The sequence below is a fragment of the Pseudomonas sp. LBUM1645 genome (assembly GCF_059716185.1).
In genome coordinates this window covers 6,643,082-6,655,011 of record NZ_CP166811.1, presented here as the reverse complement: position 1 = coordinate 6,655,011, position 11,930 = coordinate 6,643,082, and the positions used below count along the sequence as shown (strand labels likewise).

At 59.8% G+C, this 11,930-nt stretch carries 12 protein-coding genes; 8 read left to right on the top strand and 4 right to left on the bottom strand.

Annotated features, from left to right (window positions below; genetic code table 11):
• Window position 1: 1 nt before the first annotated feature.
• Window positions 2-766: a malonate transporter subunit MadM gene (madM, locus tag ACA079_RS30330; protein WP_140674991.1), complete on the top strand. Its 765-nt coding sequence runs from the start codon at window positions 2-4 to the stop codon at window positions 764-766.
• 111 nt (window positions 767-877) lie between these two features.
• On the opposite strand, the gene ACA079_RS30325 is transcribed toward madM, so the two are convergent.
• On the bottom strand, window positions 878-1,792 hold the full coding sequence (locus ACA079_RS30325) for a LysR family transcriptional regulator (RefSeq protein ID WP_140674988.1): 915 nt from the start codon (window positions 1,790-1,792) through the stop codon (window positions 878-880).
• 171 nt (window positions 1,793-1,963) lie between these two features.
• On the opposite strand from ACA079_RS30325, the gene trhA reads away from it, so the two are divergent.
• Window positions 1,964-2,581, top strand: a complete 618-nt coding sequence (gene trhA / locus ACA079_RS30320; RefSeq protein ID WP_415771981.1) for a PAQR family membrane homeostasis protein TrhA — start codon at window positions 1,964-1,966, stop codon at window positions 2,579-2,581.
• 5 nt (window positions 2,582-2,586) lie between these two features.
• Here the strand turns inward: trhA and ACA079_RS30315 are convergent, their stop codons facing one another.
• Window positions 2,587-3,495, bottom strand: coding sequence for a LysR family transcriptional regulator (locus ACA079_RS30315; protein WP_497701919.1), 909 nt, complete (start codon window positions 3,493-3,495; stop codon window positions 2,587-2,589).
• A gap of 107 nt (window positions 3,496-3,602) precedes the next feature.
• Between ACA079_RS30315 and ACA079_RS30310 the strand changes: the two genes are divergently transcribed.
• From ACA079_RS30310 to ACA079_RS30300, 3 genes are read left to right on the top strand one after another with little or no spacing between them, the layout of a single operon-like run.
• Entirely contained in the window at window positions 3,603-4,844 is a 1,242-nt protein-coding gene (locus tag ACA079_RS30310; protein ID WP_497701918.1) for a D-amino acid dehydrogenase, read from the top strand.
• A gap of 18 nt (window positions 4,845-4,862) precedes the next feature.
• Entirely contained in the window at window positions 4,863-5,213 is a 351-nt protein-coding gene (locus ACA079_RS30305) for a RidA family protein (protein ID WP_497701917.1), read from the top strand.
• Window positions 5,214-5,240: 27 nt separating this feature from the next.
• Entirely contained in the window at window positions 5,241-6,143 is a 903-nt protein-coding gene (locus ACA079_RS30300; RefSeq protein WP_008152556.1) for a transporter substrate-binding domain-containing protein, read from the top strand.
• A gap of 85 nt (window positions 6,144-6,228) precedes the next feature.
• Here ACA079_RS30300 and ACA079_RS30295 read toward each other — a convergent pair whose 3' ends face one another.
• Window positions 6,229-6,948: a 16S rRNA (uracil(1498)-N(3))-methyltransferase gene (locus tag ACA079_RS30295; protein ID WP_497701916.1), complete on the bottom strand. Its 720-nt coding sequence runs from the start codon at window positions 6,946-6,948 to the stop codon at window positions 6,229-6,231.
• A gap of 144 nt (window positions 6,949-7,092) precedes the next feature.
• The gene (locus tag ACA079_RS30290; protein ID WP_497701915.1) at window positions 7,093-8,499 is read right to left on the bottom strand and encodes an adenosylmethionine--8-amino-7-oxononanoate transaminase; all 1,407 of its coding nucleotides are present in this window, start codon (window positions 8,497-8,499) and stop codon (window positions 7,093-7,095) included.
• A gap of 223 nt (window positions 8,500-8,722) precedes the next feature.
• Between ACA079_RS30290 and ACA079_RS30285 the strand changes: the two genes are divergently transcribed.
• The 3 genes from ACA079_RS30285 (at window position 8,723) to ACA079_RS30275 (ending at window position 11,912) form a co-directional block, all read left to right on the top strand.
• Window positions 8,723-10,480, top strand: a complete 1,758-nt coding sequence (locus tag ACA079_RS30285) for a flavin monoamine oxidase family protein (protein WP_497701914.1) — start codon at window positions 8,723-8,725, stop codon at window positions 10,478-10,480.
• Between the two features lie 263 nt (window positions 10,481-10,743).
• A complete protein-coding gene (locus ACA079_RS30280; RefSeq protein WP_497701913.1) occupies window positions 10,744-11,295 on the top strand; it encodes a cytochrome b in 552 nt (183 codons plus the stop codon).
• 32 nt (window positions 11,296-11,327) lie between these two features.
• Entirely contained in the window at window positions 11,328-11,912 is a 585-nt protein-coding gene (locus ACA079_RS30275) for a YceI family protein (RefSeq protein ID WP_497701912.1), read from the top strand.
• The last annotated feature ends 18 nt before the right edge of the window (window positions 11,913-11,930 follow it).

The window sequence follows — 11,930 nt, the reverse complement described above, 5'->3', positions numbered from 1 at the left end:
TATGTGGGAACTCATTGAGAAAGGTCTGGCCAATAACAGTCTGGTTACCGCGTTCGCGTTCGTCGGCGTGATCATGTGGGTGTCGGTGGTGCTGTCCAAGCGCCTGACGTTCGGACGGATTCACGGTTCGGCAATTGCCATCGTCATCGGGCTTGTTCTTGCCTGGGTCGGCGGCACCATGACGGGCGGGCAAAAAGGCCTGGCGGACCTGACGCTGTTTTCCGGCATCGGTCTGATGGGCGGCGCCATGCTGCGGGACTTTGCGATCGTCGCCACGGCATTCGAAGTGCAAGCCACCGAAGCGAAAAAGGCCGGTTTGATAGGTGTGATTGCGCTGCTGCTGGGCACGATCCTGCCATTTATTGTCGGCGCAAGCATGGCCTGGGCGTTTGGTTATCGCGATGCGATCAGCATGACCACCATCGGCGCGGGTGCGGTGACTTATATCGTCGGGCCGGTGACCGGGGCGGCGATTGGCGCGAGTTCGGATGTGGTGGCGTTGTCGATTGCCACCGGGTTGATCAAGGCGATTTTCGTGATGGTCGGCACACCGATGGCGGCGCGCTGGATGGGGCTGGATAACCCGCGTTCGGCGATGGTGTTTGGTGGGTTGGCTGGCACCGTCAGCGGTGTGACGGCCGGGTTGGCGGCGACGGATCGGCGGTTGGTGCCTTATGGGGCGTTGACGGCGACGTTTCACACCGGGCTTGGGTGCTTGCTTGGGCCTTCGTTGCTGTACTTCATTGTTCGCGGGATTGTCGGTTAAGCCTAGATTTGTATCACCGGTGATGGCCTCATCGCGGGCAAGCCATGCTCCTACAGGATGTGCGCGCTCTCTGTAGGAGCAAGGCTTGCCCGCGATGCAGGCGACACGGTCTCAGGCCTGGCGATTCGCATACATCCGACACTCCGCCAACAGCGCCAGCAAATTCGGATCCCGCTCCTTGGCCTTCAAAAACACCACCCCAATGTGCTGCTGCAACCGATACTTTTCCTGCAACGGAATCAGCTTCACCCGATTCTCATACACCGCCGCAATCCGTCCCGGCAGCAACGCATAACCCACGCCCGAGCTGACCATGCTCAGCAGGGTGAAGATGTCGTTGACCTGCATCGCCACCTTCGGTTCGAACCCCGCCTGCTTGAACACCCGATTACCGTCCTGGTGCGTGGCAAAGCCCTGGGTCAGCGTAATGAATGTCTCATCGCGCACTTCGGCCAGGTCGACTTCGGTCCGTTGCGCAAACCTTGAATCAGCCGGTGTGGCAAGAAAGATGTCGTCGGAAAACAGCTGAATCTGCTCGCAGTCCGGGTCGTTGACGCTTTCGTCCAGCGACACCAGGATCGCGTCGACTTCCATGTTCTTGAGCTTGTACAGCAGGTCGAAGTTCGAGCCGAGGATCAGGTCGATGTTGAGTTCGCTGCGGCGGATCTTCAGGCCCATGATCAACTGCGGCACCGTTTTCACCGTCAACGAATACAGCGAACCCAGCTTGAAACGCTCGGCGGAGAACCCGGCGGCTTCGCGGGTCAGGCGCACGGTTTCGACCACGTCCTGAATCAGCTTCTGCGCCCGTTCTTCCAGCACATAAGCGCTTTCCAGCGGCGTGAGATTGCGGCCCTCGTGCTTGAACAGCGGGCAGCGCAGGGCGCTTTCCAGGGAGTGGATCGCCCGGTGCACGCTGACGTTGCTGGTCTGCAATTCGGCGGCGGCCCGGGCCAGGTTGCCGGTGCGCATGAAGGCCAGGAACACCTCGAGTTTTTTCAGGGTCAACTCTTCATCGATCAGCATGATGCAGACTCTTATTCGAATGGCTCGATTGTGCACGTATGCGATCTTTTGTAGCAGCTGTCGAGTGAAACGAGGCTGCGATTTTTCAAGATCAAAAGATCGCAGCCTCGTTTCACTCGACAGCTCCTACAGTTTGCGCGATGTTGCAGGGAATTTTGAGGTGAGCAACACATGTATCACGGGGAAAGATTGAACGCCTGGACGCATCTGGTCGGGGCGGTGGCAGCGGTTGTCGGGGTGGTTTGGATGCTGGTGATCGCCGGCATGGACGGCAGCCCGTGGAAGATTGTTAGCGTGGCGATTTACGGCTTCACCTTGCTGGTGCTTTACAGCGCGTCGACCGTTTATCACAGCGTGCGTGGGCGCAAGAAAGAGATCATGCAGAAGGTCGATCACTATTCGATCTACCTGCTGATTGCCGGCAGCTACACGCCTTTTTGTCTGGTGACATTGCGCGGGCCGTGGGGCTGGACGCTGTTCGGGATTGTCTGGGGATTGGCGCTGATCGGCATCCTGCAAGAAATCAAACCGCGTTCGGAAGCGCGGATTCTGTCGATCGTCATCTATGCGGTGATGGGCTGGATCGTGCTGGTGGCGGTCAAGCCGTTACTGGCGGCGTTGGGTAGTACAGGTTTCGCCTGGCTGGCGTCGGGCGGCGTGCTGTACACCGTGGGCATTGTCTTTTTTGCGCTGGATAGCCGTTTGCGCCATGCCCACGGGATCTGGCATCTGTTCGTGATCGCCGGGAGTTTGCTGCACTTCGTGGCGATTCTGTTTTATGTCCTTTGAGGTCTCTAGGGGATCAAGCGATCCAGTTGCGCCTGCGCCCGTCGGCTGAACACCTGCAACAAGTCGCTCAAGGTGTGGGGCGGCGGTTCGTCGGCGCGGGTGACCGCATACAACGTGATCGGTAACGCTGGCGCCAAAGGTCGAATCGCCGTGGTGGCGGGGGACGCGCCAAGCGCGGTAAACGGGTCGATCACCGCCAGCCCGGCACCGGATTCCACCATCGCCCGTGCGAGCGAATAGGTCTGCACGGCGATGCGAACCCGTGGCGGCGGATCGACCGCCTCAAGGTAGCTGTCGAGCCTGGCTGCCAGCGGGTCGGCGCTGGACAGGCCGATCAGTGGCGCACCGGCCAGTTCGCTCAACAGCAACGGTTGGCTCAAGGCGTCGTCGGCCCAATAACCCAACGGCGCCAGTGCCACCAAAACCCCGCAGGCCAACACCTGTGCCTTCAGGCCCGGATGATCCGGCGGCTGTAAGGTCAGCGCGACATCCACTTCGCGCATCAACAAATTCTGCATCAGCTCACGGCTGTGGGCGCTGGACAGTTCGCAGACAATGTCCGGGTAGCGTTGCGTCCACTCGTTGATGGCCGGCGGCAGCAGCGACAGGGCCAGCGCCGGGATCGCGCCGATCCGTACGCTGTGACCCGGCTCGCGCCGCAGGCTCTGGGCCAGACGTCGCACGCCTTGCAGGCTTTCGGTGACCTTGTCGACTTCGCGCTCAAGCTCCAGCGCTTCTGGCGTGGCCTGCAATTTACCGCGCACCCGCAGGAACAACGGAAAGCCAAGTTGCTGTTCGGCGTGTTGCAGCACTTTGCTCACCGCCGGCTGCGACACGTGCAGCAACTGCGCGGCGCCACTGACCGAACCGGTCTGGCGAATGGCCTGGAAAATCTCGATGTGTCGCAGTCGCATGGCAAGTCCATAACCTTTGTTTATGGGTCAGGCATCTTTAAGCATTGTTCAACGCCTGTCACCTGGTCCTAACCTGAAGCCTGTTTCAATAACGGTTAAGGACAGACATGGCTCAGCGGGTTTGCATCATCGGTGGCGGCGTCATCGGGCTGACGACGGCATACGCACTGGTTCGCGACGGCATCGACGTGACGCTGATCGAGGCCCGGGATTCGCTGGGCAGCGAGACCAGTTTCGCCAACGGTGGCCAGTTGTCCTACCGTTACGTCGCGCCACTGGCCGATGCCGGTGTTCCGCTTCAGGCGCTTGGCTGGATGCTGCGCGGTGACTCGCCGTTGAAGCTGCGCCCGCGCCTGGACCCGGCGCAATGGCGCTGGATGGCATCTTTCCTGGCAGCTTGCCGTCGTTCAGTGAATCAGCGCAACGGCGCGCACCTGCTGCGTCTGGCGCTGCTGAGCCAGGCCACGCTGCAAGGCTGGCGCGACGAAGACCGCCTCGACGGTTTCGATTGGCGGCGCAACGGCAAACTGGTGACGTTTCGTGAAGCTGCGAGTTTTGAGCATGCGTGCCATGGCCTGGCCGATCCGCAACAGCAGCACGTGTTGTCGCGGGACGAATGCGCGCAGCTGGAGCCTGCACTCGCCGAGGCGCCGTTTGTGGGCGCGATTTATACCCCCGACGAAGAAGTCGCCGATTGCCATGCTTTCTGCCAGCAACTGCTGGCTCGACTCCAGGCGTCGGGGCGTTGCGAGTTTTTGCTCGGTCGCAAGGTCACCGGCATTCGCCACGCGGACGGCGCGGTGCAGGCCGTCGAAATGGGTTCGCAAGTGCTGCCGGTCGAGCAACTGGTGATTGCCGCCGGTCATCGCAGTCCGGCGCTGGCGTTGCCGGGTATGAACCTGCCGCTGTATCCGCTCAAGGGCTACAGCCTGACCTTGCCCATCCGCGCCGAACACCGCGCGCCAGAACTGAGCATCACCGATTACAACCGCAAGATCGTTTACGCCCGCATCGGTGAACAACTGCGCGTGGCGGCGATGGTCGACATTGTCGGTTTCGACCCGGCGCTCGACCCCAAACGTCTGGCGCTGATCAAACGCCAGGCGCAGGAAACCTTACCGAACGCCGGCGATTACGAGGCCGCCATCGAATGGGCCGGCATGCGCCCGGCCACCCCCAGCGGCGTGCCGTTGATTGGGGCCACGGCGTACCGCAATCTCTGGCTCAACCTCGGCCATGGCGCCCTGGGGTTTACCCTGGCCTGTGGCAGTGCCCGGGTGCTCAGCGAGTTGATCGCTCGGCGCACACCTTCAATCGAAATGCAGGGCCTCGCCCCCCGCGTCGCCTGACTTGAAAAGGAAAAACCGATGAACATCAACCGAATCAACAGCAACAGCCGACTCTCTGGCGCGGTGACCTTTGGCGATCTGGTGTTTCTCTCAGGACAGGTTCCGGGTGACAGCACCGACGTCACCGGCCAAACCGCCGAAGTGCTGGCGAAGATCGACACGTTGCTGGCTGAGGCTGGCAGCGACAAGGATCATCTGCTCAACGCGACCATTTACCTGAACGACATTGGCCGCGATTTCGCCGCCATGAACGAGGTCTGGTCGCAATGGCTGTCACCGGGCAACGCGCCGACCCGCACTACTTTGCAGGCGCAACTGGCCCGTCCAGAGGTGCTGGTGGAAATCACCGTGATCGCCGCCCGCCGCTAATCGCCTTACCCACAACGGAGAATAACAATGCAAAAAATCACGTTGATCGGCTGCACCCTCGGCCTGCTGCTCGCCAGTCAGGTCCAGGCCAACGAAGCGCCGCTGACCGGCACGCTGAACAAGGTCGCCAATGCCAAGAGCATCACGCTGGGCTATCGCGACGCGTCGGTGCCGTTCTCCTACGTGGGTGATCACACGGGGCAGCCGATGGGCTATTCGGTGGATCTGGCGAGCAAGATTGTCGAGCGCATCAAGCAAAAGCTTGAGCTGCCGGATCTGCAGGTGAAGTACAACCTGGTGACCTCGCAAACGCGCATTCCGCTGGTGCAGAACGGCACGGTCGACCTTGAGTGCGGCTCCACCGGCGTGACCGCCGAGCGCATGCAGCAAGTGGCGTTTTCCTACGGGTTCATCTACGTGAAGGGTCAGTTGCTCACGGCGAAGGACAGCGGCATCAAAAGCTTCGCCGACCTGCGAGGCAAGAACGTCGTGACCACCGCCGGCACCACCAACGAGCGGTTTCTGAAGAGCTATAACGTCGATAACAAGATCGATATGTTCGTGATCAGCGCCAAGGACCACGGCGAAGCCTTCCAGATGTTGCAGTCAGGTCGGGCAGCGGCGTTCTATATGGATGACGCGCTGCTTTACGGCGAACGCGCCAAGGCCCGCGATCCGCATAATTGGGTTGTGGTGGGCGAGGAGCAGTCGCGGGAAATCTACAGCTGCATGGTGCGCAAGGGCGACCCGCAGTTTCTCGAATTGGTGAACTCGACCCTCGCCGATCTATACAGCTCGGGCGAGATCAACGGCATCTATCAGCGCTGGTTCCAGCAACCGATCCCACCCAAAGGCCTGAACCTGGAATTCCCGATGACCAGCGAACTGAAAGCAATCATCGCCAAGCCAGTGAGTGATCCGGTGCAATAAGATCAAAAGATCGCAGCCTGCGGCAGCTCCTACAGGGATCGCGTTTCAACTGTAGGAGCTGCCGAAGGCTGCGATCTTTTAAGTCTTAGAAGTCACCCCACAACTGTTGAGCAACCGCAAGCGCAACCACCGGCGCGGTCTCTGTCCGCAACACCCGAGGCCCAAGGCGAGCAGCATGGAACCCGGCACTCTTGGCCTGATCAACCTCAGCATCGGACAACCCGCCTTCCGGGCCAATCAGGAACGCCAAGGTCTCAGGCTTCGCATGGCTTACCAGCGGCTCGGCCACCGGATGCAGCACCAACTTCAATTCGGCCTCCGTCTGCTTCAACCAATCCGCCAGCAGCAGTGGCGGATGAATCACCGGCACCCGTGAACGCCCGCATTGCTCGCACGCGCTGATCGCAACCTGGCGCCAGTGCATCAGGCGTTTGTCGGCGCGCTCATCCTTCAGCCGGACTTCGCAGCGGTCGCTGAAGATCGGGGTGATTTCAGTGACGCCCAGTTCAGTGGCTTTCTGAATCGCCCAGTCCATCCGCTCGCCACGGGACAAGCCCTGGCCGAGATGGATCTGCAGTGGCGACTCGACCTGCCCGGCGAAGCTTTCATCGATCTGCACGACGACGCGCTTCTTGCCGACCTCCACCAGCGTGGCGCGAAACTCATGGCCCGAACCGTCGAACAGTTGCAGCGCATCACCCTCGGCCATGCGCAGCACGCGGCTGATGTAATGGGCCTGGGCCTCGGGCAACTCGTGTTCGCCGGTGCTCAAGGGGGCGTCGATAAAGAAGCGGGACAGTCTCATCGGGGGTCTCTGTAAAATGTGTGCAGGTTTTAGCGGCCCTATCGCGAGCAAGCTCGCTCCCACAGGTGTACGCGGTCAACTGTGGGAGCGAGCTTGCTCGCGATGACGGTAGTCCGGTCACCGCAGAAGCTTAGGTGAAATCAATCAGCCCGGATCTCGGAAGCCCGGATGGAAGTCTTTCGGCACCGCCACGCTGACGCTATCGCGAGTAGCGATGTCGATGCCTTCGCTGGCCACTTCGGCCAGAAAGTCGATCTGTTCAGGCGTGATCACGTACGGCGGCAGGAAGTACACCACGCTGCCCAACGGTCGAAGTAAAGCACCACGCTCCAACGCATGCTGGAACACTTTCAAGCCGCGACGTTCCTGCCACGGATAAGCTTCCTTGGTGGCCTTGTCCTTGACCATCTCGATGGCCAGCACCATGCCGGTCTGACGCACTTCCGAAACATTCGGGTGATCGGCCAGGTGCGCAGTGGCGCTGGCCATGCGCTGAGACAGGGCCTTGTTGTTCTCGATGACGTTGTCTTCTTCGAAGATATCCAAAGTCGCCAATGCCGCCGCGCACGCCAGCGGATTGCCGGTGTAGCTGTGGGAATGCAGGAAGGCGCGCAGGGTCGGGTAGTCGTCGTAGAAGGCGCTGTAGACATCTTCGGTCGTCACACAGGCCGCCAACGGCAGGTAACCGCCGGTCAGAGCCTTGGACAGGCAGAGGAAGTCCGGGCGGATGCCGGCCTGTTCGCAGGCGAACATCGTCCCGGTGCGGCCGAAGCCAACGGCGATTTCGTCGTGGATCAGGTGCACGCCATAGCGGTCGCAGGCTTCGCGCAGCAATTTCAGATAAACCGGGTGGTACATGCGCATGCCGCCAGCGCCCTGGATCAGAGGCTCGACGATGACTGCCGCGACGGTGTCGTGATTCTCGGCCAGAGTTTGTTCCATGGCAGCAAACATGTTGCGCGAATGTTCTTCCCAGCTCATGCCATCCGGGCGCAGGTAGCAATCGGGGCTCGGCACCTTGATGGTGTCCAGCAGCAGCGCCTTGTAGGTTTCGGTGAACAGCGGCACGTCGCCCACCGACATCGCTGCCATGGTTTCGCCGTGGTAGCTGTTGGTCAGGGTGACGAAGCGCTTCTTGTTCGGCTGGCCGCGGTTGAGCCAGTAGTGAAAGCTCATTTTCAACGCGACTTCGATGCAGGACGAACCGTTATCGGCGTAGAAGCACCGGGTCAGGCCTTCCGGCGTCATCTTCACCAGACGCTCGGACAGCTCGATGACGGGCTGATGGCTGAAACCGGCGAGGATCACGTGTTCCAGCTGATCGACCTGATCCTTGATGCGCTGGTTGATCCGCGGGTTGGCGTGACCAAACACGTTGACCCACCAGGAGCTGACGGCATCTAGGTAACGTTTGCCTTCGAAGTCTTCCAGCCAGACGCCTTCACCGCGTTTGATCGGGATCAGCGGCAGCTGTTCGTGGTCTTTCATCTGGGTGCAGGGATGCCACAACACCGCGAGATCGCGTTGCATCCACTGATTATTCAGGCCCATTTTCAGTCTCCTCGAGGCGGCTCGCGACATGCGCGGGCAAACAATCGCGCAAGCCTATGCAATGCGTGACGTGGGGACAACCCATTGTGTGGATTGAGCTACTTTGTATAGGTGGATAGACGTCGCTGGCGGCCTTTTGATGGCTGACGTATTCTTCGCGGTTCTTTGAGTCGTCTGACTCGCAAAACCGCTATTTCCTACGTGTATTTCCGGAGTTCGCTGAATGTCTGCTGGTTGGCTGCGCGCCTGTGCGCTGGTGATGTTGGGGCTGTTCAGCGTGTCTGCGCTGGCCAAGGATAAAACGGCGATCGTGATCGGCGGAGGGCTGTCTGGCCTCACTGCGGCTTACGAACTGCAAAACAAGGGCTGGCAGGTCACCCTGCTGGAAGCCAAACCGAGCATGGGCGGTCGCTCCGGTATGGCCACCAGTGAGTGGATCGGCAACGACAAGACCCAACCGGTTCTGAACAAGTACGTTTCGACCTTCAAGCTGAGCACCACGCCAGCCCCTGAGTTCGTGCGGACCCCGGGCTACCTGATTGACGGTGAGTATTTCACCGCCGCCGATCTGTCCACCAAGCAACCGGCCACCAGCGACGCGCTCAAGCGCTACGAAAAAACCCTGGACGATCTGGCGCGCTCGATCGAAGACCCGCAGAACCCAGCGGCCAACAGCACACTGTTCGCCCTGGACCAGATCAACGTGGCCAACTGGCTCGACCGTCTGAGTCTGCCGGCCACCGCACGTCAGTTGGTGAATCAGCAGATTCGTACCCGTTATGACGAACCGTCGCGTCTGTCGCTGCTGTACTTCGCACAGCAAAGCCGCGTTTACCGTGGCGTTGCCGACCGTGACCTGCGCGCTTCGCGTCTGCTCGGCGGTAGCCCGGTGTTGGCCCAGGCTTTCGTCAAACAACTGAAAACCATCAAGACCAGCTCCCCGGTCTCGGCGATCACCCAGGACAAGGACGGCGTGACCGTCAAAGTCGGCAGCGTTGGCTATCAAGCTGACTACGTCGTCGTGGCCGTGCCATTGCGCGCGCTGAACAAGATCCAGATGACTCCGTCGCTGGATACCCAGCACATGGGCGCGATCAAGGGCACCAACTACGGTTGGCGCGACCAGATCATGCTGAAGTTCAAGACGCCAGTGTGGGAAAGCAAGGCGCGGATGACCGGCGAGATCTACAGCAACACCGGTCTGGGCATGTTGTGGGTTGAGCCGGCGCTGAAGGGCGGCGCCAATGTGGTGATCAACCTGTCCGGCGACAACGCGCGCGTGATGCAGGCTTTCGGCGACAAGCAGATGGTCGATCAGGTGCTGATCCGTCTGCACGCCTTTTATCCACAGGCGCGCGGTTCGTTCACCGGTTATGAAATCCGCCGCTACAGCACCGACCCATCGATGGGCGGCGCTTACCTGGCGTTCGGTCCTGGCCAGATCAGCAAGTACTGGCGCCTGTGGGAACGTCCGATTCAGCGCGTAGCCTTTGCCGGCGAACACACCGACACCTTGTACCCAGGCACGCTGGAAGGTGCATTGCGCACCGGTCAGCGGGCAGCCAGTCAGGTAGAAGACCTGGCGGCCGGCAAGTCGTTTGAACCGGCGAAAGTTGTTCCGGCAGCGACCGTTGCGGCGGCCGGTGCTGTGGCGGCGAAGAAAGGTAACTTCTTCAGCAACCTGTTCTTTGGGGCGGACGACAAGCCGGCACCGGTCAAGGCGCCAGAGCCAGTGGCTCCGGTTGCTCCTGCACCGGCTCCAACACCTGCGCCGGCCCCAGCGCCAGCACCGGTCGAAGCGCCGAAACCAGCGGCCCCGGTGAAAGCCGAACCGGCCAAAAAAGCCCCGGCCAAAGCTGCGGCGAAAAAACCTGCGGCTAAAGCCGAGGCTAAAAAGACACCGGCGAAGAAGGCTGAACCGGCGAAGAAAGTAGCGGCCAAGCCTGCTGCTACTCCGGCGACGGATACCAAAGCGCAGTAAGCTTTTGGACTAAAAGAACGCGGCAGAAATGCCGCGTTTTTTTATGCCCGAAGAAAACGAATATCAAGAGTCGAATAAACCTTATGGCGCAGGTGTTCTTTAGTTGGATTCCATTTTTTCTTACACATTGGTCTTTAATCTTTCCTTAACTCACCTATTTCAGACTCTTGATCGTATTTCTCGATATTTCAAAGCGAAATTTTCCGCTTTAACTCGATAGATAACTCGATAGTCTTAGTCGCAGTTCTCACAGGATTTGGGCAATGCAGCTACGTAATTCTTCTTCGCGCTACGGTTGGGTCAGCATCTTCATGCATTGGGGCGTGGCGCTGGTGGTCTTCGGTCTGTTTGCGTTGGGCTTGTGGATGGTCGGTCTCGACTACTACAGCGTCTGGCGCAAAGACGCGCCCGACTTGCACAAGAGCATTGGCCTGGTGTTGTTAGCCGTTATGGTTCTACGGGTGCTGTGGCGTTTCATCAGCCCGCCACCGCCAGCACTTGAAAGCTATAGCCGCATGACGCGCCTTGGCGCCAAGTTCGGCCATTCGTTCCTGTATCTCAGTCTGTTTGCTGTGATGATTGCCGGTTACCTGATTTCCACCGCAGAAGGTGTCGGGATTCCGGTGTTTGGCCTGTTTGAAGTTCCTGCACTGGTTTCCGGACTACCGGATCAGGCAGACACCGCGGGTGTGATTCATCTGTATCTGGCGTGGGTGCTGGTAATTTTTTCCGGCCTCCATGCGTTGGCAGCACTGAAACACCACTTTATCGATCGTGATGCGACCCTGACGCGAATGCTGGGCCGCAAAGCTTGAAGCTCAACCTCGACTCCAAAGGAATAGAAAGCATGTTGAAAAAGACTCTCGCCGCTCTGGCAATCGGTTCTGCTCTGCTGTCCGCCAACGTGATGGCGGCTGACTACGTCGTCGACAAAGAAGGCCAGCACGCCTTCGTTGACTTCAAGATCAGCCACCTGGGCTACAGCTTCATCACCGGTACCTTCAAGGATATCGACGGCAAGTTCAGCTTCGACGCTGCCAAGCCAGAAGACAGCAAGATTTCGTTCAACGTAAACACCGCCAGCGTGTTTACCAACAACGCTGAGCGCGACAAGCACATCTCCAGCAAAGACTTCCTGAACGCGTCTAAAGCCACGTTCGTTTCCACCAGCGTCAAATCCACCGGCAAAAACGCCGCTGGCAAAGACACTGCGGACGTAACCGGCGACCTGACTATCCTTGGCGTGACCAAGCCGGTCGTGGTCAAGGCTACCTTCCTGGGTGAAGGCAAGGATCCATGGGGCGGCTACCGTGCCGGCTTCGAAGGCACTACCAGCATCAAGCGTTCCGACTTCGGCAAGCAGAAAGACCTGGGCCCATCGTCCGACGCGGTTGAGTTGTACGTGACGTTTGAAGGTGTGAAAGCGAAGTAATGCTGAGACCGTAGGAGC

Bases quoted from the DNA above. Each gene is read 5' to 3' on its own strand.
- ACA079_RS30275 (WP_497701912.1), top strand. From the start codon at position 11,328: ATGTTGAAAAAGACTCTCGCCGCTCTGGCAATCGGTTCTGCTCTGCTG.
- ACA079_RS30325 (WP_140674988.1), bottom strand. From the start codon at position 1,792: ATGCTGATCGATGAAGAGTTGACCCTGAAAAAACTCGAGGTGTTCCTG.
- ACA079_RS30315 (WP_497701919.1), bottom strand. From the start codon at position 3,495: ATGCGACTGCGACACATCGAGATTTTCCAGGCCATTCGCCAGACCGGT.
- trhA (WP_415771981.1), top strand. From the start codon at position 1,964: ATGTATCACGGGGAAAGATTGAACGCCTGGACGCATCTGGTCGGGGCG.
- ACA079_RS30290 (WP_497701915.1), bottom strand. From the start codon at position 8,499: ATGGGCCTGAATAATCAGTGGATGCAACGCGATCTCGCGGTGTTGTGG.
- madM (WP_140674991.1), top strand. From the start codon at position 2: ATGTGGGAACTCATTGAGAAAGGTCTGGCCAATAACAGTCTGGTTACC.
- ACA079_RS30305 (WP_497701917.1), top strand. From the start codon at position 4,863: ATGAACATCAACCGAATCAACAGCAACAGCCGACTCTCTGGCGCGGTG.
- ACA079_RS30300 (WP_008152556.1), top strand. From the start codon at position 5,241: ATGCAAAAAATCACGTTGATCGGCTGCACCCTCGGCCTGCTGCTCGCC.
- ACA079_RS30280 (WP_497701913.1), top strand. From the start codon at position 10,744: ATGCAGCTACGTAATTCTTCTTCGCGCTACGGTTGGGTCAGCATCTTC.
- ACA079_RS30295 (WP_497701916.1), bottom strand. From the start codon at position 6,948: ATGAGACTGTCCCGCTTCTTTATCGACGCCCCCTTGAGCACCGGCGAA.
- ACA079_RS30285 (WP_497701914.1), top strand. From the start codon at position 8,723: ATGTCTGCTGGTTGGCTGCGCGCCTGTGCGCTGGTGATGTTGGGGCTG.
- ACA079_RS30310 (WP_497701918.1), top strand. From the start codon at position 3,603: ATGGCTCAGCGGGTTTGCATCATCGGTGGCGGCGTCATCGGGCTGACG.